Annotated in this window: 26 protein-coding genes; 17 read left to right on the forward strand and 9 right to left on the reverse strand. The window is 63.4% G+C overall.

The genetic code is table 11. From position 1 onward, the window contains the following. Positions 1–9 precede the first annotated feature (9 nt). The 4 genes from JL101_RS26100 (at position 10) to JL101_RS26115 (ending at position 4,276) form a co-directional block, all read left to right on the forward strand. Entirely contained in the window at positions 10–1,923 is a 1,914-nt protein-coding gene (locus tag JL101_RS26100; protein ID WP_203102242.1) for a nitric oxide reductase activation protein NorD, read from the forward strand. Positions 1,924–1,943: 20 nt separating this feature from the next. Beyond that, the gene (locus JL101_RS26105) at positions 1,944–2,618 is read left to right on the forward strand and encodes a DUF4142 domain-containing protein (RefSeq protein ID WP_203102240.1); all 675 of its coding nucleotides are present in this window, start codon (positions 1,944–1,946) and stop codon (positions 2,616–2,618) included. A 39-nt stretch (positions 2,619–2,657) separates the two neighbouring features. Further along, a complete protein-coding gene (gene cobA / locus JL101_RS26110; protein ID WP_203102238.1) occupies positions 2,658–3,431 on the forward strand; it encodes a uroporphyrinogen-III C-methyltransferase in 774 nt (257 codons plus the stop codon). Positions 3,432–3,493: 62 nt separating this feature from the next. Continuing rightward, positions 3,494–4,276 (forward strand): CbiX/SirB N-terminal domain-containing protein, encoded by a 783-nt coding sequence (locus JL101_RS26115; protein ID WP_203102236.1) that lies wholly within the window; start codon positions 3,494–3,496, stop codon positions 4,274–4,276. Between the two features lie 27 nt (positions 4,277–4,303). On the opposite strand, the gene JL101_RS26120 is transcribed toward JL101_RS26115, so the two are convergent. Beyond that, positions 4,304–5,296, reverse strand: coding sequence for an FAD:protein FMN transferase (locus JL101_RS26120; protein ID WP_203102234.1), 993 nt, complete (start codon positions 5,294–5,296; stop codon positions 4,304–4,306). Next, the gene (locus JL101_RS26125; RefSeq protein ID WP_267133542.1) at positions 5,293–7,206 is read right to left on the reverse strand and encodes a NosR/NirI family protein; all 1,914 of its coding nucleotides are present in this window, start codon (positions 7,204–7,206) and stop codon (positions 5,293–5,295) included. Before JL101_RS26125 ends, JL101_RS26120 begins: the two co-directional genes overlap by 4 nt. On the opposite strand from JL101_RS26125, the gene JL101_RS26130 reads away from it, so the two are divergent. From JL101_RS26130 to JL101_RS26170, 9 genes are read left to right on the forward strand one after another with little or no spacing between them, the layout of a single operon-like run. Continuing rightward, entirely contained in the window at positions 7,141–7,800 is a 660-nt protein-coding gene (locus tag JL101_RS26130; RefSeq protein WP_203102320.1) for a hypothetical protein, read from the forward strand. The genes JL101_RS26125 and JL101_RS26130 overlap by 66 nt on opposite strands. Before the next feature lie 4 nt (positions 7,801–7,804). Continuing rightward, positions 7,805–9,487, forward strand: a complete 1,683-nt coding sequence (locus JL101_RS26135) for a cytochrome D1 domain-containing protein (RefSeq protein WP_456115337.1) — start codon at positions 7,805–7,807, stop codon at positions 9,485–9,487. Positions 9,488–9,545: 58 nt separating this feature from the next. After that, positions 9,546–9,902: a c-type cytochrome gene (locus JL101_RS26140; RefSeq protein WP_228435169.1), complete on the forward strand. Its 357-nt coding sequence runs from the start codon at positions 9,546–9,548 to the stop codon at positions 9,900–9,902. After that, positions 9,899–11,074, forward strand: a complete 1,176-nt coding sequence (locus JL101_RS26145; RefSeq protein ID WP_203102230.1) for a cytochrome D1 domain-containing protein — start codon at positions 9,899–9,901, stop codon at positions 11,072–11,074. Before JL101_RS26140 ends, JL101_RS26145 begins: the two co-directional genes overlap by 4 nt. Positions 11,075–11,077: 3 nt before the next feature. After that, a complete protein-coding gene (gene ahbB / locus JL101_RS26150; protein WP_228435170.1) occupies positions 11,078–12,103 on the forward strand; it encodes a siroheme decarboxylase subunit beta in 1,026 nt (341 codons plus the stop codon). Continuing rightward, on the forward strand, positions 12,103–12,546 hold the full coding sequence (locus JL101_RS26155; protein ID WP_203102228.1) for an Lrp/AsnC family transcriptional regulator: 444 nt from the start codon (positions 12,103–12,105) through the stop codon (positions 12,544–12,546). Before ahbB (JL101_RS26150) ends, JL101_RS26155 begins: the two co-directional genes overlap by 1 nt. Further along, positions 12,543–13,034 (forward strand): siroheme decarboxylase subunit beta, encoded by a 492-nt coding sequence (gene ahbB / locus JL101_RS26160; protein ID WP_203102226.1) that lies wholly within the window; start codon positions 12,543–12,545, stop codon positions 13,032–13,034. The genes JL101_RS26155 and ahbB (JL101_RS26160) overlap by 4 nt, the downstream gene beginning before the upstream one ends. Before the next feature lie 11 nt (positions 13,035–13,045). Further along, the gene (gene nirJ, locus JL101_RS26165; RefSeq protein ID WP_228435171.1) at positions 13,046–14,254 is read left to right on the forward strand and encodes a heme d1 biosynthesis radical SAM protein NirJ; all 1,209 of its coding nucleotides are present in this window, start codon (positions 13,046–13,048) and stop codon (positions 14,252–14,254) included. Continuing rightward, positions 14,235–15,845 carry a cytochrome D1 domain-containing protein gene (locus JL101_RS26170; RefSeq protein WP_203102224.1) on the forward strand — a complete coding sequence of 537 codons (1,611 nt, stop codon included), beginning with the start codon at positions 14,235–14,237 and terminating at the stop codon, positions 15,843–15,845. Before nirJ ends, JL101_RS26170 begins: the two co-directional genes overlap by 20 nt. Here the strand turns inward: JL101_RS26170 and JL101_RS26175 are convergent. The 4 genes from JL101_RS26175 to JL101_RS26190 all read right to left on the reverse strand — a co-directional run bounded on the left by JL101_RS26175 (position 15,839) and on the right by JL101_RS26190 (position 19,311). Further along, positions 15,839–16,582, reverse strand: a complete 744-nt coding sequence (locus JL101_RS26175) for a Crp/Fnr family transcriptional regulator (RefSeq protein ID WP_203102222.1) — start codon at positions 16,580–16,582, stop codon at positions 15,839–15,841. The genes JL101_RS26170 and JL101_RS26175 overlap by 7 nt on opposite strands. Before the next feature lie 146 nt (positions 16,583–16,728). Next, positions 16,729–18,192 carry a cytochrome c oxidase accessory protein CcoG gene (gene ccoG, locus JL101_RS26180; RefSeq protein WP_203102220.1) on the reverse strand — a complete coding sequence of 488 codons (1,464 nt, stop codon included), beginning with the start codon at positions 18,190–18,192 and terminating at the stop codon, positions 16,729–16,731. Position 18,193: 1 nt separating this feature from the next. Next, on the reverse strand, positions 18,194–18,361 hold the full coding sequence (locus tag JL101_RS26185; protein ID WP_203102218.1) for a hypothetical protein: 168 nt from the start codon (positions 18,359–18,361) through the stop codon (positions 18,194–18,196). A 197-nt stretch (positions 18,362–18,558) separates the two neighbouring features. Then, a complete protein-coding gene (locus JL101_RS26190) occupies positions 18,559–19,311 on the reverse strand; it encodes an SDR family NAD(P)-dependent oxidoreductase (protein ID WP_203102216.1) in 753 nt (250 codons plus the stop codon). A 223-nt stretch (positions 19,312–19,534) separates the two neighbouring features. Here JL101_RS26190 and JL101_RS26195 point away from each other — a divergent pair, with 223 nt between their 5' ends. From JL101_RS26195 to JL101_RS26205, 3 genes are read left to right on the forward strand one after another with little or no spacing between them, the layout of a single operon-like run. Then, complete coding sequence (locus tag JL101_RS26195) at positions 19,535–19,813, forward strand: DUF6522 family protein (RefSeq protein WP_203102214.1); 279 nt, start codon at positions 19,535–19,537, stop codon at positions 19,811–19,813. Continuing rightward, positions 19,803–20,453, forward strand: a complete 651-nt coding sequence (locus tag JL101_RS26200) for a cytochrome c oxidase subunit 3 family protein (protein WP_323374695.1) — start codon at positions 19,803–19,805, stop codon at positions 20,451–20,453. Before JL101_RS26195 ends, JL101_RS26200 begins: the two co-directional genes overlap by 11 nt. A 3-nt stretch (positions 20,454–20,456) precedes the next feature. After that, positions 20,457–20,738, forward strand: coding sequence for a cytochrome C oxidase subunit IV family protein (locus JL101_RS26205; protein ID WP_203102213.1), 282 nt, complete (start codon positions 20,457–20,459; stop codon positions 20,736–20,738). Between the two features lie 128 nt (positions 20,739–20,866). Here the strand turns inward: JL101_RS26205 and JL101_RS26210 are convergent, their stop codons facing one another. From JL101_RS26210 to ybaL, 3 genes are all read right to left on the reverse strand, one after another. Further along, the gene (locus JL101_RS26210; protein WP_203102211.1) at positions 20,867–21,331 is read right to left on the reverse strand and encodes a pentapeptide repeat-containing protein; all 465 of its coding nucleotides are present in this window, start codon (positions 21,329–21,331) and stop codon (positions 20,867–20,869) included. A 264-nt stretch (positions 21,332–21,595) separates the two neighbouring features. Further along, the gene (locus tag JL101_RS26215; RefSeq protein WP_203102209.1) at positions 21,596–21,907 is read right to left on the reverse strand and encodes a hypothetical protein; all 312 of its coding nucleotides are present in this window, start codon (positions 21,905–21,907) and stop codon (positions 21,596–21,598) included. An 82-nt stretch (positions 21,908–21,989) separates the two neighbouring features. Next, positions 21,990–23,834: a YbaL family putative K(+) efflux transporter gene (gene ybaL / locus JL101_RS26220; protein ID WP_203102207.1), complete on the reverse strand. Its 1,845-nt coding sequence runs from the start codon at positions 23,832–23,834 to the stop codon at positions 21,990–21,992. Between the two features lie 130 nt (positions 23,835–23,964). On the opposite strand from ybaL, the gene JL101_RS26225 reads away from it, so the two are divergent. Continuing rightward, positions 23,965–24,222, forward strand: a complete 258-nt coding sequence (locus JL101_RS26225; RefSeq protein WP_203102206.1) for a helix-turn-helix domain-containing protein — start codon at positions 23,965–23,967, stop codon at positions 24,220–24,222. Positions 24,223–24,259 lie beyond the last annotated feature (37 nt).

Below are 24,259 nucleotides of genomic sequence, written 5' to 3' on the forward strand. Positions count from 1 at the left end.
GAGTGCTTCATGGCATCGTTCTGGGAGCCGGAGGAGTTCGTCGGTGGCATATGGCACCGCCTGGTGGGTAGTGCCTCGTCATACCGGCGTCATCCCCAAGCGGCGGTTCGCCTGGAAGAGATGCGCACCCAGCTCGGCGTACTGTTCCGGGCGTTTGGCGGTCCCGGCGCTGTCCGTCTCGCCGGCGGCGCGGCAGAGGTCTCAGAGCATCGCCTGGGCCTCATCCAGAGGCTCGGCCTGGGCACCGAGAAGGTGGAGCGCGCCCGCTACGACGGCGCCACGCTCCAGCTCCCGGATCGTATCGACGTCTTCCCCGACCGGGCGGACAATGCAGCACTCTTCGAGTGGCTCGCCGCCTTCTTCGCCCATGCCGAAGCCGCACCGGTCGTTCCACCTGATGCACTGCAGGCCGACCTCGCGCGATTGCGCGCCGCCCGTCGAACGACAGAGCTTACAATCGCTCAGTGGCCGGGCCTGCGTGCGCTTCACCAGCGCCTCTGCCGGGCACTCCTCATGGCCAGGCCCAGCCGCAGCCTGTCCGGGCAGGAAGCGGCCGTGGAAGCGCTGGTCATAAAGTTGATCGGTGGCGACGCCGGCCCGGATCCCGAGATGCTGGCCGCAGTGATGGACGCAACAGCCTCGCTCGACCGTTTCCGGGCGAAGGTGGGATACCACCCCTTCCTGCCGGTCCCACTGTGGGGCGAGATCATCGAACCCCGGCCGGGAACCGCACCGGCAGAAGGGGACGAGGATGGCGGCGCCGGATCCGAGGGTGACGGCAAACGCCGCAAAGCGTCGCGACGGGAGAACGACCAGACCCGGCGCGACGACCCGCTGATGCTGAACCGCTTCGAGAAGATCCTGGGCCTTGCGGAGATGGTCAACCTGAACCGCAAGACTGAGGAGGACGACGAGGAAGACGCCAAGAAGGCAGCCGAGGATCTCGATGAGATCGCCCTCGGCCAGCACGAGCGCAAGGTTTCGACTCGGCTGAAGCTGGACCTCGATCTGAATGCCGACGAGGTGGACATTGCGCCGATCCGGGCCGAGATCACGTATCCCGAGTGGGACTGGAAACGTCGCCGTCATCACCTCCACCACTGCCGGGTGATCGCCGAACCAGCATCTTTGGAAGGTGACGAGTGGCGTCCCGATGAGGATGCGCTGCGCCGTATCCGCCTGGTGCGCCGTCAGTTCGAGGCGATGCGCCCGCGCCGTCAGGTGATGACCGGCCAACCCGATGGCGACGATCTTGACCTCTCGGCCCTGGTCCGCTCGGTCGCCGACCGGCGGGCCGGTGGCATCGGCTCGGAGCGGGTCTACACCGCCGTGCGCAACGTCGCCCGCGACCTCTCGGTCTGCGTCCTGGTGGACGTCTCCCTGTCCACCGATTCTTACGTCGAGGAGCGCCGGGTCCTCGACGTCGAGAAGGAGGCGCTGCTGGCGCTGACGCACGGTCTTTCCGCCTGCGGTGACGAGCACGCGGTCCTGACCTTCACGTCCCACCGGCGCCAGCGCGTCGATATCAGGACCGTCAAGGATTTCGAGGAGCACCTCGGTGCGCGCGTGGTCCGCCGCATCCAGGCGCTGAAGCCCGGCAGCTACACCCGCATGGGGACCGCGATCCGCCACGCCACGGCATTGCTGGACAGGCGGCCGCACTCGCACCGGCTGCTGCTGGTCCTGACCGACGGCAAGCCGAACGACATAGACCACTACGAGGGCCGTTACGCCATCGAGGACACCCGCGTGGCCGTCCAGGAGGCACGGCGCGCCGGTCTCCGGCTGTTCGGCGTCACCGTGGATGCCCAGGGCCGTGATTACCTGCCCTACATCTTCGGGCCGGGATCCTACGCCATCTTCCCGCATGTCGCCCGCCTTCCCGCGGCGCTGCCCGCAATCTACCGCCAGCTGACGGGGTGACAGGCCCCGGAGGAGTCATCATGCGCAAAATCATCACTTTAGCCCTGCTCGGCCTCACCGCCCTCTCCGGGCCGGCCTGGTCACAGGCCAACATCAAGCCCGACCCCGACCCGCGGGTTCCGCCGCAGCAGGGCCAGTCGCTCCCGCGCGAGGATGCCCTGTTCCTCAGGCAAGCGACCGCGGCCAGCCAGGGTCAGGTTGAATTGGGGCGCCTCTCGGCGGAGAAGGCGCCGGACGACGAACTTCGTTCGCTTGCCCAGCGAATCGCGGAGACCCACGTCAAGCTAACTGGCGACCTGACGCGCCTGACCGACAGCCGTACCCTTCCTCCCGCCGATCAGCTGCAGCCCGAGCGCACCGATGCCTTCGGTGCCGCTGGCGCCGTCAGCAATCCGGAAAACGCGCGCGAAGGCATGGCGCAGGAAGCCGTCCAGTCGCTGTCGGGCGTCAGCGGCGACGCATTCGGCAAGGCTTATGTCGAGGCCCAGCTACGCCTCCATGACCGTCTTGTCGATCTGTACCAGACCCAGGCCTCGCACACGCCGGACCGCGAACTCGCTACCTTCGCGATCACCAGCCTGGTCGGGATCCAGAAGGACCGGGATGCGCTTAGGCAGGCGGCCGACCGGTTTGGGATCGAGACCTCTCCGGGAGGCCAGGCGATCCAGTACGGCGATCCGACCAAGGCCCGTTGAGATTGAACGCAGGTATATGTCGTTCGGTGGAGATGTTGAATGGCAGTTGGAGCAGCAGAGGCGCCGCGCATTCATCTGGTCGGTGCCGGACCGGGAGATCCAGACCTGCTTACCGTCAAAGCATGGCGCCTGATCCATGATGCGGAAGTGGTCGTGCATGACCGGCTGGTATCCCGGGCCATTCTCGACAGCATACCGAGCCATGCGGCGCTGATCGACGTGGGCAAGACCCCGGGGCACCACCCGTTTCCCCAGGACAGGATCAATGATATGCTGGTGGACTTGGCGCGGTCCGGCCGGCGTGTCGTGCGTCTCAAGGGCGGTGATCCGTTCATCTTCGGCCGCGGCGGCGAAGAGGCGGAGTATTTGGCGCGGCACGGGATCATTTGCGAGGTCGTGCCGGGCATCACGGCAGCCTCGGCCTGCGCCAGTTCGCTCGGGATCCCGCTGACCCACCGAGGCCTCGCCACCGGTGTCCGGTTCATCACCGGCCACTGTCAGAACGACGAATCGGACCACGACTGGCGGGGCCTGGCGGATCCCAACACCACCCTGGCCGTCTACATGGGTCTTGCGAACATCAGGGAAATCGCTGACCGACTGATCAGGGCAGGATTGCCTGGCTCCACTCCCGTAGCGATGATCTGCGACGGCACCCTGCCCCACCAGACCCATCTGATCGCACCGCTGGCAACAATCGGCGAGCTTGCGGCCACGCAGCACCGGACCGGGCGGGCGCTCTTCGTCATCGGGCAGGTGGTCAACCTCTCGCCTGCCGCGAAACTCATGGAAAGAGAATCCGCTCTGGCGTAGGGGCGTTAAATCATAATTTCCTGAAAAATGATGATGTCCACCGACTTGGAAAAGCGGGAGCCATGGAACAGCAACCTAGTATCCTGATTATTGGCCACGGATCGGAGCACAGTTCCGGTCCTCTCGTCTCCGCCTGCGGCCACGCAGAACGCCTGATGAAAAGCGGCCGTTTTGCGGAGGCGCGCGTCGCCTTCCTGATGGCGGGAGAGGGCCCACGCGAGGAGCTGGAGGCGATACGTGCGCGAACGATCCATATCATTCCCCTGTTCATGTGCGACGGCTACTACACGCGCACCGTCATCCCGAAGACGCTGGGACTTCAGGGAAATCAGACCTCTCGCGACGGCAGCCTCCTGGTCTACGGGCCACCGATTGGCATGCATCCCGGCATGGCGGAGGTCCTGAGGCTCAGGGCGCTGGAGACCTGCCGTGAGGCTGGTTGGGATCCACCAGGTACGCGATTGATGGTGATCGGCCACGGCTCGCCGAAGAGCTCGGCGTCCGCCGAAGTCACTCATCGCCACTCGAGCTATATCAGCAGCCGATCAGAATTCCTCACCGTCGAGTGCGCCTTCATCGACGAGGCTCCGAAGATTGAGGATTGGCTGAATGACCTACCCGCGGATGGACCGCCTGTCGTCCTGGCCGGCTTCTTCGCGGCCGACGGGCTGCATTCCTCGCTCGACATCCCGGGCTGGATCGAGGCATGGGAGAACCGGGCAGGATCCCGGCCGGGCGCGCAGGTGCGATATACCGGGGCAGTGGGCGCTGATGAAAGAGTAACAGCGCTGATGATCGAGGACATCGAAGCCGGGTCAGTCAGCCAAAGCATTCATGCTTCGTAAGGGCAGAACAACATTCGCGGGAATGACTTAACCATTTTTAACGACCCGCATACTCTCAACACCAACCAGTAGCGCCGTAGCTGGGCCGGCTTTTGCCACCAGCACTTCCACTTCGTCCTGCGGCGTCAGGTACAGGGCGGTTGACAGGGCATCGGCCGCGGTCGCACTCCCAGTCATAACCGTGACGCTGGAGTATAGCGCTCCCCCCTCTCCTTTCCGGGGGTCGAGAATGTTGAGGTCGGCAGTTCCAGCGGATGTGGCGACAGCTCGGTCGATGGCATCGAATTCCCGCAGCGTATGCTCCGGTCTGCCGGGATCGCGCACACCGATGCGCCATGGCTGGCCGTCCGGCTTGGACCCCAGGGCTCTCATCTCGCCGAGGTCCAGCAGGACATGCTTGATGCCTCTGGCGCGGAGAAGCTCGGCCACCCGGTCGGTCACATAACCCTGGGCTATGCCGTTCAAGGTTACCCCCATGCCGGGCCGATTGAAGCGGATCCGCCGGGAAGTGATTTCGATCCGGTGATAATCGACCAGCGCCAATGCTGCCCGAAGATCCTCACACGGCGGTACGGTCCCCGCCGCCCTGTGCGTCGCCAGCAATCGCCAGAGCGGCTGGACCGTCACGTCGAAACGTCCGTCGCTGAGATCGCCGAATCGCGCCGCTTCGGTCAGCAGCCGGCGCATGTCCAGGCTGGGTCTGAGCAGTTCGCCATGACGGTTCAGCCGGCACAGGGCAGATCCCGGCCGGAACAGGCTGAACTCACTCTCAAGACGATCGATCTCGGCAAGACAGGCTCGGATGATCGACTGGGCCTCTGCAGGATCGGGATGGAAAAGGGTGATGTTCGCCACCGCCCCCAGGGCGTTGCCTGTCCATTCATGGCGCAGAATGCCAGTGTCTGCACCGCTGGCGACAGACTGGGGAACAAGCAGGCAGCCGGCTGCGGCGCCGAGGAGCTGAAGAATGCGCCGCCGTGGCATCACGCCCCCTCTGGTCGTGTCCGAAACCGGGGTCATGGCTTCACCTCCGCAGCATCCTGGGCCGCCTTTGCGGGATCTCCACCGGAAGCGACGCCGCGCGTCGCCCCGACGCCTGCCTTGCCCTCGCGCCTCTTTCGGCGGATGATCATGGGCGGGCAAGTATGGGTGTCGTAGTAGAGGGTCTGGCATTTCAGGCAGTAGATGCATTCGTTGGGATTGATCTCGCCGGTCGGGTGGATCGCCTCCACCGGGCAGCGTTGCTCGCAGATCCGGCATTCCCGGCCGCACTGGGGATGGCGTTTCAGCCACCGGAACATGCGCAGCCGGGCCGGGATCGCCAGGGCGGCACCGAGAGCGCAGAGATAGCGGCAGTAGAAGCGCTCGATGAACAGGCCGGCGGTCAGGAGGGCCACGGGATAAGCCACCCAAACCCAGTCGCGCATGAACCGCAGCGTGATCGCCGTCTTGAACGGCTCGACCTCCGCGTAGACGGCGGCACGCTCCATCGACGTGAGGGAGACGGCGAACAGCGAGATGAACAGGATGTACTTGATCGGCCAGAGCCGCTCGTGCAGCCCGAAGGGAACCCGGATCTGCGGCACCCGCAGCGCCCGGGCCGCCCGGTTGGTCAGTTCCTGCAGCGCCCCGAACGGGCAGAGCCAGCCGCAGAACACGCCGCGCGCCCAGAACAGCAGCGCCACCGCGACGAAGCTCCAGAGGATGAACAGCAGCGGATCTAGCAGGAAGAATGTCCAGTCGAACTCCGTGCGAAGCGCATTGGTGAAGGTCAGGACGTTGATCACCGACAGTTGGGCGTGGGCGTACCAGCCGATCCAGACCAGCGTGATCGTGAGCATCACGATGCGCAGGCGTTTCCACGACAGCGGGCGCTTGGCGAGCGCGTCCTGGAACACCAGGATCCCGGTCAGCGTAACGAGGATGGAGGCCAGGATCCCAATGTCGCCACGGCGGCTCCACCAGACCTCGCGCCAATCAACGCTGACCAAATCGGCCTGCGCCACTGTCGGCTGCGCCGGAGCCGGTAGATAGCGCGCCGGCAGATCATATGGCAGGCTGAACACCTCCGAGACGGTTCCACGATCGGGGGAGGTTCGAGTCACCAGCAGCTCAAGGCGCCAGGGGGCTGCGGGATCGAAGCCGCTGCCCTCGGGCATCACGAACAGAGCCGTTTCGCGGAACTCCGGCGCACCTTGCAGGGGCATCTTCTCGATGATGCGCTGCTGCTCTGGAGACAGCGTGAAGGTCCTGCTGCCCTGGACGATCTGCACCCGCTCGAACACGCCACTCCGCCGGTACTCGGTTCCCTTGAAGGAATAGAGGCCGGTGGCACCGACGAAGATCAGGGAACTTCCGGCACCGAGATCGGTGATCAGGTCCGCGTAAGCACGGTCGCCCAGGAGATTGCGACCGATGCGGGCCGGCGACGCCAGCCCGGCGTATAACGTGATGAAATTGCTTTCCGCCGGACCGTCCAGCCCGGGCAGGTTCTCCACTCCTTGCCGACGGAAGGCGTCTCGAACCGCGCCGGCAGTTAAATTCAGCTCGACGATCGAGCCGTCGGCGCGCAGGTCGGCCCAGCTGGCCGATTGGAACTCATCCCGAAGCGCCGCCGCGGAACCGGGCCGACGGTCCCCGAGCAGTCCGAGCGCGTCCGCCACGATCCGGCTCGTTCCGACGATCAGGCTGTTCAGCGTCAGGGACGTTACCGTGGCGCCGCTGATGCCATCGACTACCCGTGAGACGCTGTCCGATCCCGAGACGGAGCGGAGCTTGACCGCTTCCCGGATGTCCGCATTGCGGTACTGCGCCACGAAGGCTCGGAGGTGCTCGTCGGTGATTCCGAGGATCAGGATCGGCTCATGATGCTCGACCAGATGAGCTCCGACAATCCGCCCCTGCAGGTCGATCCCGATCGCGACATTCATAGGTTTGGCCGAGTAGCCGGCACTGTCCATGATGTCGGCGCTGAAAAAGGCATAACCCGCTATCGAGCCATTCCGGTAAGCCGGATACACAGGGATCTGCGGCATCCTTTCGCCGAAACCGTCCGCGTCGGCAAACACATGCGCCAGTTCGCTCACACGGGGTTCGGCCGCCTGAACGGCAGAGACAGGAAGAAACGGGACCAGAAACAGAAGCAGAAGCGGGATTGCGGACAGCAGGCATCTCCCCGCATTCGCAGGCGTTTGGAGCAGAACGGCGCTGACTTTTATGCTCATTTGCAGCAGCCTGTGAATGGCCGAAAGTACGCTCCGAATTTACGGAGAAATCGGTTGATCCTGTTTCTTTTCCCAAAAAGCATTCTGGGCGTTTTTTCCCTCACATACCTTGCTCCCGAGCAAGTTCCCCCTCGAAAATTTGTGCTCTACTCAGACCGCTCGAACCTTATCGGGAGGATAGAGGATGCAGACCATGGTCAGGCAGCTTATGGCCGGAGCGGCAGTCACCACGATAATCGCGCTCGGGCCGACTGGCCTGATGGCGCAACAGCAGCAGGACAGACAGCATTCTGTCGATGAGCCGGTGCAGGGATCCAATACGGCGGAGAAGCCGAAGCCCGAGGATGTCCATAGGACCCAGCCGGGTGACCAGTACCAGCCGGAACACAATATCCTGTCGGACATCCCCACCGAGCAGCCCGGGGCGAAGCCCGGCGTGCCGCAGCTCAGTCAGGCGGAATTCGAGAAAGCCAAGAAAATTTACTTCGAGCGCTGCGCCGGGTGCCACGGCGTGCTGCGAGGCGGGGCGACCGGCAAGGCGCTGACGCCTGACCTGACCCGCGAGCTTGGCTTCGATTACCTGCGCGACTTCATCACCTACGGCTCCCCGGGCGGCATGCCGAACTGGGGCACCTCGGGGGATCTCCCCAAGGAGGACGTCGAGTTGATGGCGAAGTACCTGCTCAATGATCCCCCGACGCCGCCCGAGTTCGGCATGAAGGAGATGCGGGAGACCTGGAAGGTTCTGGTTCCGCCGGACCAGCGGCCGACCCGCAAAATGAACAATATCAATGTTGAGAATCTGTTCTCGGTGACGCTGCGCGATACCGGCGAGGTTGCCCTGATAGACGGCGGATCCTACCAGATCGTCAGTATCCTGCCGACCGGCTACGCCGTGCACATCTCGCGCATTTCGGCTTCAGGCCGTTATCTCTTCGTGATCGGCCGCGACGGCAAGATCAACCTGATCGATCTCTGGATGGAGAAGCCGGACACGGTTGCCGAGATCAAGATCGGCCTTGAGGCACGCTCGGTCGAAACCTCCAAATTCAAGGGCTTCGAGGACAAGTACGCGATCGCCGGCGCCTACTGGCCGCCCCAGTTCGTGATCATGAACGGCGACACCCTTGAGCCGATGAAGATCACCTCGACCCGGGGCATGATCGTCGATACCCAGGACTACCATCCCGAGCCGCGGGTCGCCGCAATCGTGGCGTCCCACCATAACCCGAGCTTCATCGTCAACGTCAAGGAGACGGGCAAGATCATGGTCGTCAACTACGACGACCTGACGAACCTCAAGATCACCAACATCGAGGCCGAACGCTTCCTCCATGACGGTGGCTTCGACCGCACCGGCCGTTACTTCCTGGTCGCGGCCAACGCCCGCAACAAAGTCGGCGTGGTGGACACCAAGGAAAACAAGCTGGTGTCCCTGGTCGAGACCAGCACGACGCCGCATCCCGGCCGCGGCGCCAATTTCGTCCATCCCAAGTTCGGTCCGGTGTGGTCAACCAGCCATCTCGGCAGTGAGGCCATCAGCCTGATCGGCACCGACCCGGAAAAGCACCCCGACCAGGCCTGGAAAGTGGTGCAGGAGCTGGAGGGCCAGGGCGGCGGCTCGCTCTTCATCAAGACCCATCCCAAGTCCAAGAACCTGTGGGTTGACACTCCTCTCAATCCCGAAGCCGAGATCGCCTCAAGCGTGGCGGTGTTCGACATCGACAACCTGGACAAGGGATACGAGGTCCTGCCGATCGGCGAGTGGTCCGGCATTACCGAAGGCATGCGTCGCGTCGTGCAGCCGGAGTACAACAAGGACGGTACCGAGGTCTGGTTCTCGGTCTGGAACGCCAAGGACCAGCAGTCGGCCATCGTCATAGTCGATGACAAGACGCGCAAGTTGAAGCACGTCATCAAGGACCCGAGGCTGGTCACGCCGACCGGCAAGTTCAACGTCTACAATACCCAGAAGGACGTCTACTGAACCTGACCTCCTCCGGCGGGCGGCATCGCCCGCCGGCTGCCCCGACCAAAGGTGAGCCGTGGGTAAATTCCGGTATTTCCGATTTTTACAGCCTAAATCGGCTCTTCTCGTGATGGTTTCCTCTGCGCTGTTGGCGTCCAGTGTGACGTTGGCCGATGAGCAGCCAACGCCTACCCGTCAAGTCGAGCTGATGACGCTTCTCAGGCATGACTGCGGCTCCTGTCATGGACTGACCATGAAGGGCGGCCTGGGCCCGCCCCTGCTACCCGACACCCTAGCGGGCAAAGACAAACCGGCATTGGTCGGGATCATCCTCGACGGCGTGCCCGGAAAACCAATGCCGCCGTGGCGCTTCGAATTGCAGCCGGAAGAGGCCCGATGGCTGGTTGACCGACTGCGTGAGGGATTGAAATGAAGCATTTAGGCGTCCTGGTAGGAACCTTTCTCCTGGCTGTTCCAGGCATCGTCACCCCATGTTCTGCCGCAGGTGCGGATCAGCGCGGAACCGGCGATCTCGGCATCGTCGTGGAGCGCGCCGCGGGTCGTGTCCAAGTCATCGATTCAAGTCTCCGTACGAAACTCGCGAGCGTTCCTGAACTTGGCGACCTCAGTCATGCCTCGGCCGTATTCTCGCGCGATGCGCGGTACGCCTACGTCTTCGGGCGTGACGGCGGCCTCAGCAAGGTTGATCTGCTGACCGGAAACCTGGAAAACCGCGTGGTTCAGGCCGGCAACAGCATCGGCGGTGCGATCTCTCAGGATGGAAGGTTGGTTGCCGTTTCCAATTACGAGCCGGGTGGCGTGCGGGTATTCGATGCCGGAACGCTGGAGCCGCTGGCCAACATTCCGACCGGATCCAAGGTGGTCGGCCTGGTCGATGCCCCGGACCAGCGATTCGTGTTCAGCTTGTACGATCTGGGGGAGATTTGGCTGGTGGACATGAGCGATCCGGCAGTCCCGGAAATCACGAAATACCCAAATGTGGGGCAGAATCCCTATGACGCCCTGATCACGCCGGATGGCCGCTACTACGTGGCGGGTCTGTTCGGCGAGGACGGGCTGGCGCTGCTCGATCTATGGCATCCCGAGAAGGGCGTGCGGCGCATTCTTGACGGTTACGGTCGCGGCGAGGAGCCCCTGCCCGTCTACAAGATGCCGCACCTCGAGGGTGTCGCGATTGCAGGGAAAAATGCCTTCCTCCCCGCCGTCGGTCGGCACGAGATCCTGGTCGTTGACATGGACAAGGATTGGCAGGAAATCGGCCGGATCCCGGTCCACGGCCAGCCGGTCTTCGCCGTGTCCCGACCGGACGGCCGGCAGATCTGGGTCAACTTCGCTCATCCCCACAACGACACGGTCCAGGTGATCGACGCGGCCAGCCTGGAAGTCGTGCACAGCATCAAACCCGGCCCGGGGGTGCTTCACCTGGAGTTCACTCCGCGCGGCGAGCAGGTCTGGGTATCGGTGCGCGATGCCGATCGGGTTGATGTCTACGATACCCGCAGCTTCACGCTGCTCGGCTCCCTGCCGGCGGACAAGCCCAGCGGCATCTTCATGACCGCCCGCGCCCACCGCATCGGGTACTAAGCCATGGATCTGGAAAATATTTGCGACGTGCCGCTACGACCACTCGAGCGCCGTCTGCTGGACGCATTCCAGCGCGATCTACCTCTGGTTGAGCATCCCTATCAGGTCATGGCCGACGCGACAGGGAGCCGCGAGGGTGACGTTCTGGAGGCACTTGGTCGGCTGCGTGAAACTGGCGTGCTGAGTCGCGTCGGGCTCGTCATCCGGCCCAACACGGCGGGCGCCAGTACCCTGGCGGCCATGGCCGTTCCAGATGCCGATTTGGCTGCGGTGGCGGCCAGGGTCAGCGCCCGGCCGGAGGTCAACCACAACTACGAGCGCGAGCACCGGCTGAACCTCTGGTTCGTCGTCGCGGCGGCGGACGCGCAGGCACTGCAGCAGACTCTGCGAGAGATCGAGCGGGAAACCGGGTACGCGGTGCTCGACCTGCCGCTGGAGGCTGCGTACCACATCGATCTTGGTTTTTCGCTGTCTCGCGATAGCGCGAGGGACCAGAGAAAATCAAAGAAGATGGACCCGGCAGGTGGTTGGGCAGTGCGTGTGACGGATCAGGATCGTCATATTCTCGCGGCCCTACAGGATGGACTGTCCCTGGTGCCTCGTCCTTTCACCCAGCCGGCAGCCCAACTCGGCATCACGGAAGCGGAGTTGCTCAGCGAGCTCCGCTGGCTCATGGTTTGTGGCGTGATCAAGCGGTGCGGCCTTATCGTCCGTCACCACGAACTGGGTTACCGGGCCAATGCCATGGTGGTCTGGAACATCTCGGACCACTTGGTCGATGAGGTCGGTGCCAGGATGGCTACCCTGCCCTTCGTCACCCTCTGCTACCGGCGCCCGCGCCGCCTGCCGGACTGGCCCTACAATCTGTTCTGCATGATCCACGGGCGTGATCGGGACACCGTTGAGGAGCAGGTGGCCACCATTCGCGCCCTGCCCGGCCTTGCCGGCATCCAGCACGCGATGTTGTTCAGTCGCCGACGCTTCAAGCAGCGAGGCGCCACCTTGTCTCGGACCCCGGAGGCTGCCTGATGGACGATCTCGATCGCCGCATCATCAACAATCTGCAGGGTGGCTTTCCGGTTTCCGAGCGCCCGTTCCTCGATGCGGCCCAAACCCTGCGCATCGGGGAGCGGGATCTGATCAGCCGCATCGAGGACTTGCTGGAAACGGGCGTGTTGTCCCGGTTCGGACCGATGTACCACGCCGAACGGCTGGGCGGTGGCCTGACGCTGGCGGCGTTGGCAGCGCCGCCCGAACGCTTCGATGAGGTTACGGCTCTGGTCAACGCCCATGCGGAAGTGGCGCACAATTACGAGCGCGATCACGAACTCAACATGTGGTTTGTCCTGGCCACGGAGCGGCCCGACGACATCGACCGCGTGCTCGCCGAAATATCTTCCGAAACCGGACTCGTGGTCCACGACATGCGCAAGCTGGAGGAGTTCTTCGTCGGCCTGAGGTTCGAGGCATGAGCGAGGATCCGCCCATCGATGCCCAGGACCGGCGTCTGATCCAAGCGACTCAGGCCGGACTGCCGCTTGTCGAACGGCCTTATCATCACCTAGCAGGCGAACTCGGCATTCCAGCCGAGGACGTGATGCGCCGGCTGAACCAGATGCTGAGTGCCGGGATCATCCGCCGGATCGGCGTCGTGCCGAACCACTATGCCCTGGGCTACCGCGCCAACGGCATGTCAGTCTGGGATGTTCCGGATGAGGCGGTCAGCGCGATCGGCCGCCGGGTCGGCGCCCTGGATTTCGTCAGCCACGCCTACCACCGACCCCGCCACCTGCCAATGTGGCCCTTCAACCTCTTTGCCATGGTCCATGGCCGCACACGGGCCGAAGTCGAGGACAAGGTGGCGGTGATTGCCGAACTGATCGGCCCTGCCGACCGCGGCCATTCCATTCTCTACAGCACGCGCATCCTCAAGAAGACCGGATTGCGGATCGTCGGATAGGAGATCTCCCCTTGCTGCGAATCACCCAGTGCATGCACGAAATCCTGGACCCGACGCCGGTTCGCCCGAAGCGGAACCCGCCCGGCCCGGTTGTGATCTGGAACCTGATCCGACGCTGCAACCTGCGCTGCAAGCACTGCTACTCGATCTCGACGGACGTCGATTTTCCGGGCGAACTGAGCACGGCCGAGGTCTTCAAGGTCATGGACGACCTCAAGCGCTTCCGGGTACCGGTACTGATCCTGTCCGGCGGCGAACCCCTGCTGCGCCCCGACATCTTCGAGGTCTCGCGCCGCGCCAAGTCCATGGGCTTCTATGTCGGCCTCTCCACCAACGGCACGCCGATCGACGAGACCAACATCGCGTCCATAGCCGAGGTCGGCTACAACTATGTCGGCATCAGCCTCGACGGGATCGGGCCGACGCACGACCGGTTCCGCCGGCGCGACGGTGCGTTCGACGCCTCGCTGCGCGGCATCCGCCTGTGCCTCGAGAACGGCATCAAGGTCGGCCTGCGCTTCACCCTGACCCAGGACAACTTCCATGAACTGCCCGCCGTGCTGGATCTCATGGACCGGGAGGGTGCCGACAAATTCTACCTGTCGCACCTGAACTACGCCGGCCGCGGCAACAAGCATCGCGCGGATGACGCCCATTTCGGGATGACCCGGGCGGCCATGGACCTGCTGTTCGAGAGGGCCTGGCGCAGCGTCGAAAGCGGTGACGGGAAGGAGTTCGTCACTGGCAATAACGATGCCGACGGCGTTTATTTAATGATGTGGGCGGCCGAGCGCTTCTCCGAGCGGCTGGATCACCTGCGTGCCAAACTCGTGCAGTGGGGCGGGAACTCGTCTGGTGTCAACGTTGCCAACATCGACAATCTCGGCAACGTCCATCCCGACACCTTTTGGTGGCACTACACTCTCGGCAATGTCCGCGACCGGCCGTTCTCGGAGATCTGGCCGGACTTGTCCGACCCAATCATGGCGGGGCTAAAAGCAATTCCGCGCACGATCGAGGGGCGTTGCGCTTCCTGCCTTCATTTCGACATTTGCGGCGGCAACACACGGGTCAGGGCGCTTCAGCTCACCGGCAATGCCTGGGCCGAGGATCCCGGATGCTATCTGACCGATGAGGAAATCGGGGTTACGGATAGCCAGCCCCGCGTGCAGCTGACACCCTACCGGAGCAGGAAGTCCCATGAAGTCGCGGCGAATTAGTCTGTGCGCCATCGCGGCGCTTCTGGTCGGAACCGGCGAACCACTCCTCGCCGCCGAACAGACCCCTGCTCCCGTCGTACGGGAGCGGCAGGCCGACAATCATGCGGCCGTCCTCTATCAGGAGCACTGCTCCTCGTGTCACGGCGCTGGGCGGCTGGGCGGCCAGGGACCTGCCCTCCTGCCGGAAAATCTCGGCCGACTCGGCAAGAAAGCGGCGGAGGATGTCATAGCCCAGGGCCGGGCCGCCACCCAGATGCCAGGCTTTGCCGACCGGCTGAGCGCGGAACAGATCACCGCGCTGGCGGAACTGGTCTATACGCCGCTTCCATCCCTGCCCGATTGGACCCTGGCCGACATCGAGGCGTCTCGCGCTTTCGATGCCGCCAGGGCGGCTTTGCCAAACAAGCCAGTATTCTCGGCGGACCCGTTGAACCTGTTCGTCGTCGTCGAGAGCGGCGACCACCATGTCACCATCCTCGACGGCGACCGGTTCGAGCCGATCCACCGCTTCCCCAGCCGCTTCGCCCTGCATGGCGGCCCGAAGTTTTCGGCGAACGGCCGCTACGTGTTCTTCGGATCTCGGGACGGCTGGATCACCAAGTACGACCTCTACAACCTGGCGACCGTCGCCGAAGTGCGCGTCGGCATCAATCTGCGCAACATCGCGCTGTCCAGCGACGGACGCTACGTCGCCGCGGCCAACTACCTGCCGCACAGCCTGGTCATCCTGGATGCCGCCGACCTGAAACCATTGAAGGTGATCCCGACCAAGGACCGTGCAGGCAAGGCAACCTCACGGGTCAGCGCCGTCTACGATGCCCGTCCCCGCGGCAGCTTCATCGTCGCCCTCAAGGACATCCCGGAGCTCTGGGAAGTCGCTTACCGGGATGATGCCAAGCCGATCTACCGCGGCTTCGTCCACAGCTACGAGACCGGCATGGTCGAGGGAGTGGCCGAGCCCGGCAAGTTCGGCGCCCGCCGCATCGCCCTTGACCAGCCGCTCGACGACTTCTTCTTCGACCCGGACTACCGCCACCTGCTGGGATCGGGACGCGATGCCGGCAAGGCGGTGGTCGTTCACCTCGATGTCGGCCGGCCAATCGCGATGATCGACATTCCGGGATTGCCCCACCTCGGCTCCGGCATTACCTGGACTTGGCAGGATCGCCCCGTCATGGCGACGCCGAACCTGAAGGAAGGATCTCTCAGCATCATCGACATGAAGGACTGGAGCGTCATCAAGCGGATAGAGACGGCGGGTCCGGGGTTCTTCCTGCGCAGCCACGAGAACACCCCCTATGCCTGGGCCGACGTGTTCTTCGGCCCGAACAAAGATGTCATGCATGTGATCGACAAGGGCACGCTGGAAGTAGTGGCGACACTCAAGCCCGAGCCTGGAAAGACTTTCGCCCATGCCGAGTTCACCCGCGACGGCCGCTTCGTCCTGGTCAGCCTGTGGGAGAATGATGGCGCCGTGATCGTTTACGACGCCTCGACGTTTGAGGAAGTCAAGCGCCTGCCCATGGTCAAGCCTTCCGGAAAATACAACGTCTACAACAAGATCAATCTGTCGGATGGAACCAGTCACTGAAGCCGGGAGTCAGGATAATCGATAGGTAGTCTCGGGCGCGACTTTAGCTCCCCGGTCTTCTCCGCAATCGCGACGAGCGCAGGCAACTGCCGGACGATGATCCGGCGGCGGTTAGCATCAACGATGCCCCGGGCCTCCCAGTCGTTCAGGACCCGGCTGACCGTGAACATCGACGTTCCTGCCAATTCAGCCATGTCCTGGCGCAGCAGTGGGATCTCGATTTCGATATGGTGACCCACGCGGCGCCCGGCATACTGCACAAGCCGCAACACTGCGTGCGCGATGCGGCGCTCGACCGACTGATGAGCTATTTCCCGCAGGCGGTGCTGGGCATCCTGGTAGCGGGCAGCGACGATACCGAGAGCGTTGAGGCCGATACGCGGATGCGCCAACATCAGCTCCTTGATCGTCCTGGCCGACCATTGCAGGTCCGTGCAGTCGGTGATCGCGAAGGCATCGGCTGGATATCCTGTGCTCAGGAACACTGCCGCGATGCCGTACATCTCGCCCGGCCCTACGAGATGGATCAGCACCTGTTCGCCATCGGGCCCGGATTGAACGATCTTTGTCCGGCCCTCGATCAGAAGATGGCAATTTCTGGCGGGCGCTCCCTGGTTGAAGATGCGTGTTCTCTTTTTTATCTGCCGAATCTGTCCGGCGTTGAAGATCGTATCCAGTGCGTCCGGCTCCAGGCCTTGGAACAGTTCCGCGTCTTTGAGAATCGATGAGCCAATCATTGCTTACATTCCTCCAGGAGGGCGGAGGGCCAGCATTGGTTCTTTATGGCCCGCCGCTTCGGTTCTTGTTCAGGGTGATGCTGGAGCCGACGCGATACGGTCTTGGACACCCTTGAAGGATGCGCATCTGCCGATCTCGCCGCGGCTCATTGCATCGGTTCAGGTGCCAGGAAGACGCTGTCGTAGACCGCCTTCTCGCCGGGGGTTTGCTCTGCCAGATTGAAGGCTATGTCGGTGGAAGCGGCTTTAAGTGCGTCACGCGGAGCCTTGATGGTGACGCGGAATGTGGCGATGGAGTCGGAACGGACCTCGAGTTCAACCGGTCCCTCCTGTTCGTCCCGCCCGACCACGTGCACAACAGCCTCCGGGATACCCGTGACGCTCAAGGCGTAGCTATGAGCGTGGCGGGTCATGTTGCTGATCTTGACCGTGTAGCCGTTGCGGATCGCACCGTCGGAAAGCTCGACGTAAAGCGGTGCGCGGTCGCGCTCGACCGAGACATCGAGCCGGGGCCGGAGGAGCAGCGTGCCCGTCATGATCGCCCCCACCACCAGCAGGATCAGCGCGTAGACGATCGTCCGCGGGCGGATGGCGGTCCAGTGCGTGGGCCGACCCTCGGCGCGCGCCGCCGAGTTGGCGAGCGTGTCGTAGGAGATCAGCCCGCGCGGACGGCCAACCGTGTCCATGATCGGCGCGCAAGCGTCCACGCACAGGCCGCAATTGATGCAGTCGCCGTTCCAGCCATCCCGGATGTCAATTCCCATGGGACAGACCTGGACGCACTGCGAACAGTCGATGCAGTCGCCGAGACCCTTGACAGTCCTATCGTCCCAGCTCTCTGACTTGCGCTTGGCCCCGCGCCGGTCGCCGCGCCAAGCCTGGTAGGTCACCACAAGGCTGTGCTCGTCGAGCATGGCCGACTGGATGCGCGGCCAGGGACACATATAGGCGCAGACTTGCTCGCGCGCCCAGCCGGCCAGCAGATAAGTCGTCGCGGTGAACAGGCCGACGAAGGTCAGCACCGTGGCCGAAACATCGAGCCTGAGCGCGTCGGAGAGGAGCGTCGGCGCATCCGTGAAGTACATGACCCAGGCGCCGCCGGTCACGAGGCTGATCAGAACCCAGGCGATGTGCTTGGCGGTCCGGCGGGCCAACTTACCAAAAGTCCAGGGCGCCTTGTCGATGCGGATCCGTTCGGCCCGGTCACCCTCGATCAGGCGCTCGACCCAGATGAAGAGGTCGGTCCAAACGGTTTGCGGGCAGGCATACCCGCACCAGACACGCCCTGCCAGCGAGGTTGCCAGGAACAGGCCGATGGCGGCCATGATCAGCAATCCGGTCAGGTAATAAACTTCCTGCGGCCAGATCTCGATCATGAAGAAATACAGCCGACCCTGCCCAGCATCGACCAGGATGGCCTGGTCCGGCGCCCCGGGGCCGCGATCCCATCGAAGCCACGGCGCCACGTAGTAGATGGCCAGGAGAAGCCACACCATCTGCCACTTGAGCCGCCGGTAGAAACCGGAAACCGACTTGGGGAAGACCTTGATCCGGCTGGCATAGAGCTGGGGCTTGGCCTCGACCTTCAGCGTCGGCGATCCGTCCGGCATGTCACCGGCCTCCCTTCGAGAATGCGGAGGTGCCCGTGCCTTTGAGGCTCATCCCGAAGAAGGCGCCGATGCACCAGGCGGCACGGTAGGCAACAGGCCCGCGGCCGGACTGCCCCTCGCCGTTCTGCGCCGGATAGCTGTGCAATTTTTGACGGATACGAGTACCCATGGGCGTTACTTTCTTCAGGCAGGACGGAGTGCCTCCCAAGGCTCCCAGAGGGCCCTAGGCGGGAGAGCTGAAAGTTTCAGAGGCTGGTTAACGTCAGGTTGGTTAACGTAATGTTAACCTGGACGAGGATCAGGCTGGACGTTTGAGACGACCGGCTCCAGGGCTGCGAAGCCGCTAGATTCGGCCGCTACTGCCGATTAGCCGACCGTATAGCCGCCGTCGATTACGATCTCCTGGCCGTAGATGTTGCGGGCGCCGTCGGAAGCGAGGAAAACGGCCATCTCGGCGATATCCTCGGGCTTGCCGAACTGGCCGGGCATCAGCCTGGCGTTGATCTGTTCCGCAACGGCCTGCAGCGTGTCCGGCTGAAGTCCAACCTTGCCCCACAGAGGGGTGGCGATCGGCCCGGGCGCGATCGCGTTGACGCGGATACCCTGCGGCGCCAGTTCGGCCGCCAGCGTCTGGGTAACCGATTTCAGAGCCGCCTTGCTGGCGCTGTAGATGGCAAGCCCGGGAAAGCCGACCTGGGTCAGGAAGCTGGTGTTGAACAGGATCGAACCGCCCTGATTGATGTGCGGCAGGAACAGCCGGGCGGTCTGCACGGCGCCCACGAAGTTGACGCTGAATTGCTCGTGGATCGCCTCCTCGGTGCTGTCCGCGAAGGACACCACCTTGGCCATGCCGGCGTTCGGCACGACTATATCGACGTTGCCGTAGTGTAATACGGTATCGTCCACTAACCTCTGCAAGTCGGCTGTCTTTGTGACGTCGCCGGCAACGACGAGAACAGCATCCGGATCGGTGGCACGGATCGCCTCCAGCCCTTCCCGGTCGCGAGCGAAAACGACTATGCGCGCGCCTGCGGCCAGGTAGCGCTCGGAAACCGCCCGACCGATCCCGGTGCTGGCACCGGTAATGACGGCAACTTTTCCCTCGAGCACCCTCGACATTTCCAGGCTCCTGTCCTTCGATGAAAGGTTGGTTAAGCGAGCTTCCGGGCAGATTGATAGCAGATATCTGCGCCAGAGATTTGACCGCGATCAAATAGGCCAGATAAATTCGAGCGTAGTGTCGTCTTCCGGTCGTGCCTCGCTCAGCATTTTACATTTATCAAGTAGGATGGCGGATGCAGGGCCGTACCCATGTTTAACCATATCTATTGAGGGCCAATGCATGACGAAATTGCAAACAGGTCTGACAGAGATCATCGGCAGGAAGGTAGCCGGGCATGATACGGCCGGGGATCTCGTCTTCGATGCCGAGGCTGTCGCACCGCTCCTGGGCCTGGCACCTGGATTCTTCATGGAGGAACTGAGAAAGGGCGTTCTCTATCAAATGTACGAGCGAGGAACGGAGGAGGACATAGGCAGAAGCAGGGTGACGTTTCGCTATCGGGCGCAGCAATTCGTTCTGACGATGGACTCCCACGGGCGCGTGCTCGATGTCGCCTGAGGAGGATCCGAACACCTGGCCGCGAGAGCGCCTCCCTTCCTCCAGCGAATTCGCTTCCCCCGACCAGGGCGGGCAGGCCGAAGCCGCCGACTGGGGGCCGCTGTCCAGTCTGCCCGGCAATCCCATGATGTGGATCCTGATCCTGGGTGAGTTGGCGGTGTTCGGCGCCCTGTTCGTCGGGTTCGCGGTGGCGCGTGCTCTTGACCCGGTGAGTTTCAATGCCTCGCAGGCCCATCTGGACGGTCTTCTCGGCGGGTTGAACACCATGGTCCTCGTGACCAGCGGCTGGCTCGTCGCTGTCGCCGTCCAGCGCAGGGCGTCGAGCCCAATCGTACCGAACCGTAGCCACCGGGCGGCCATGCTGGGCGCCATGGCATTCGGCGGGGTGTTCCTCGCGATCAAGGTCGTGGAATACGCCGACAAGATCGGCCAGGGGTTCACACCCGAAACCGACATGTTCTTTCAGCTCTACTACCTGATGACCGGCTTTCACGCGCTGCACGTGGTCATGGGCCTGATTATCCTGGGCATAGTCACCTGGCGTGACAGTCCGGAGAACATGGAAACCGGTGCCGCCTTCTGGCACATGGTTGACCTGATCTGGGTGCTGCTCTACCCCCTGGTATATCTGCTGAGGTGAGCCATGACTGTCCTGGCACGTACCTGGGCCATTCTGATGGGCCTCACAGCCGTTTCCCTCCTGGCCGGAAGACCTGGCGGAGAGGGCAGCATCGGTTTGCTCGGGATCGGTCTCGTGCTGATGGCCGCCAACTTCAAGGCCGACCAGATCCTCACGCACTTCCTCGGCCTTCAGCGCGCCGGATCCGGCTGGCGGATGCTGTTCCGGGTCATGCTCACGCTGCTGGGGATGGGGATATTCGGGATCTATGCGCTGACACCCATGATCGCGGCCGTCTCCCCCTGAGGTCGATCCGGGCGGTAGCCCTTGTAGGCAACAGCCGGATCAAACCGTTTCCGAGACGCACCAACACTGTCATGGGCGAAACACAGAAATGGATTTGCGCTTCACTACCGCCTGATCATCTCACCGCGTCACTTGCAGTCACCACTTGATCCTTCCGCGCAGGTGCGTCCGTCCACCCAAGTAACCCCTGTCAAATTGGTGTAGGTCAACTCGACGCGCTTGAGGTCGGCGCCGGTGAGGTTTGCTCGGCTCATATCGGCGGCGCGGATCTGGGCTGCGGTAAGATCGGCGCCGGAAAGGTTCGCGCCAGACAAATCAGAGCGATTTAGTATCGCATTGGACAGGTTCGCATTCGAAAGATCGGCACCTGACAGGTCCGCCCGGTATAGATCCGCCCCACGGAGATCGGCTCCGGACAAGTTTACATTTGACAGATCGGCACCGGCCAAGTCCGCATTCAACAGATTCTGTCCGGAGAGGTCGCCCCCCGCGCAACCCGTGCGAGGCTTTATTTCGCAGCCTCGGATGGTCTGCTGCGCCACAGCGACATCGGTATTGAGTAGCACGAGAGCCGAAAGGACAAAAGCCCGCATACGTCGTTACTCGCATCTTCATCGACCCCCCCTGGTGCGCGACTCCCATCATCGACAACTCCGTCAATCGTTCGGTGGACATGATCGCACTTTTCCAAGCTTGGATATACTATTTTGAGAATTCATGCGTCAGGCAGCCGCTTCCGTTTGCGTATATGGGGGGCACCTGACGCTGCCCGTGCTTCGAAGATCTGAAGAGCCTCCGGAGGGTGAACCAGGGGCTGCGGAGGAAAGGCGAGCATCCTAGCCCTCGCAGGACCATGATCACGGCAGGGCTGACTCATCTGGAAGGTGCGGCGCCCCGAGCGCGATGACCAGCAGGTTTGCCACCTGGACAGCACCGAAATGCCACGCAGTCCCCTCGACGAGCCATGGTCCTGTTCCACAATCCCGAAGCCGCCCCCCGGCGTGGGCGAGCAGCATCATGGCCGCGAACGAGGCCACGTTGATCCAGAGGTTCGCTTCCCGGTTCTCGCCGATCAAGAGATAGAGGATCACTCCCCAGACCATATTGACCGCGAAGACACGGCGCAGAAATCCCTGCGCACGCGGAGCGGTTTTACTGACAGGGAGCATTGGGGGTCCTCTCATTCTGATGAGGGCTGGAAATTACACCCAGAAACACCCGCTCATCATCAGCATCGGGAGAATCCTGTGCTCAGCCTTCAATGACCTGTTCGGCCTCCCGGTGCTGACGCAGCTCGGGCGCGCTGCGTCTTGGCTCAAGATCGCCATGGCGCTCGAACGCCCCGCCGTCTCCGGCAGTCCTGAACTTCTGGACGGTTACCTGGGTCCTGTACTGGGACACACCAAGGCTGCGCAGCGCGTATTCCATCAGGCCGAACGCCAGCTCGCGCTCGCCCATGATCGCCACCCCGATCCCCTGCTGCTCGAGATACGCGACCTCGCTCTCGCTGTGGGTCCGCACCGCGGTGTCTATCTTCGTGTTGATCTGGCGGGCCAGCTCGATGATCCGGCGCGTCTGGTATCCCTCGGGCGTGGCGATCAGGAGCAGCCGGGCTCGAGCGATACACGCTTCCTCCAGCACGCCAGGCGTCGATGCATCGCCGTAGATCGCCGGCACGCCGCGGGCCCGCAGATCCTCGACCCGGCGTCGGTCCTGGTCGATCACCACGATAGGCAAGCCTTCCGCCTTCAGGCCCGCTCCGATGACGCTGCCGACGCGCCCGTAACCGACGATGACGGCGTGATCCGTGGGGCCGCCGTCATCGTCGTCAGGGAGGACCGACAATGCCTCGCAGCCCTGATGCTCCAGCCGGGCGGTGAGGTGCGGGTGACGCCTCAGCCAGGCGCCGAGACGATCAAGCACCGCGAAGACCAGGGGGTTGAGCGTGATCGACAGCAACGCGCCGGCCAGGATCAGATCGCGCCCTTCGGCCGGCAGCAGACCGAGCACCACGCCCAGCCCGGCGAGGATGAACGAGAACTCGCCGATCTGCGCCAGGCTGGCCGACACCGTCAGGGCGGTCGCCACGGGATAGCCGAATGCCAGGACGATGCCGAACGCGGCGAGCGACTTGCCGAGGACGATCACAAGCACGACGGCCAGGACGGCGAACGGCTCGTTCACCAGGATCGAGGGGTCGAACAGCATGCCGACCGAGACGAAGAACAGGACGGCGAAGGCGTCCTGCAGCGGCAGCGAGTCCGCCGCCGCCTGGTGGCTGAAATCGGACTCGCTGAGGATCACGCCGGCGAAGAACGCCCCGAGGGCGAACGACACCCCGAACAGCTCGGCCGAGCCGAAGGCGATGCCTAGTGCTGTTGCGAGCACGGAGAGCGTGAACAGTTCCCGGGAACCGATCCGGGCGACCTGCTCGAACACCCAGGGAACGACGCGCCTGCCGACGATCAGGACGAGCGCCAGGAACAGGGCCACCTTGCCGAGGGTCAGGCCAAGCGTCAGGGCAAGGTCGCCGCCGCTGACATGCCCGGCCGGGCTGCGGGGGCCGTCGCCCAGGATACCGGCAAAGGCCGGAAGGAGAACCAGGGTCAGCACCATGGCAAGGTCCTCGACGATCAGCCAGCCGACGGCGATGCGGCCGTTGACCGAGTCGAGGGTATTGCGCTCTTCGAGAGCACGCAGGAGCACGACCGTGCTGGCGACCGAGAGCGCCAGGCCGAATACAAGGCCGGCGCCGAACGACCAGCCCCACAGGTGAGCGATACCGACCCCGAGCGCCGTAGCGACCGCGATCTGCCCCATCGCGCCGGGAATGGCGATCCGGCGCACCGCCAGCAGGTCCTTGATCGAGAAATGCAGGCCGACGCCGAACATGAGCAAAATCACGCCGATCTCGGCAAGCTGGCCCGCCAGCTTCTCATCCGCCACGAAGCCCGGGGTGAAGGGGCCGACGGCGACGCCGGCCAGCAGATAGCCGACAAGCGGAGGCAGTTTCAGTTTGCTTGCGATGAAGCCGCCGGCGAAGGCGAGGACCAGGCCCATGACGATGGTCGTGATGAGGGTGGTCTCATGGGGCATCAGCGGTCCTTCGTTGTTCGGGATTGTCGCGTTCGTTCTCCGCAGCCTGTTTTGATATGGCACTCGAGCAGCTTACATCAACCAATTTGGGCGATCTTGAACTTATTTCCTAGGCTTCCATATTCCGTTCATGTTGAGCCCTGAACAGTGTCGTGCCGCTCGCGCACTCCTCGACTGGACCCAGGAAGACCTGGCGGGACGTGCCGGCATCAGCCGCAGCACGGTGCGCGGGTTCGAGAATGGCCAGCATGAACTTCAGCGGGCCAGTGCCGCCATGATCCGCATGACCCTGGAACAGGCTGGCGTGATCCTCATCGGCCCCGATGAACAGGGAGTGGGGGTGCGGTTCCAATCACCTCACAGGCCGGATCAGCCAAATGCTCCTTAGGCGAGACTTGCATCGAGTGCAGCGAGGGCGTTGCACT

The organism is Skermanella rosea (genome assembly GCF_016806835.2).
In the GTDB taxonomy this organism is placed as follows: domain Bacteria; phylum Pseudomonadota; class Alphaproteobacteria; order Azospirillales; family Azospirillaceae; genus Skermanella; species Skermanella rosea.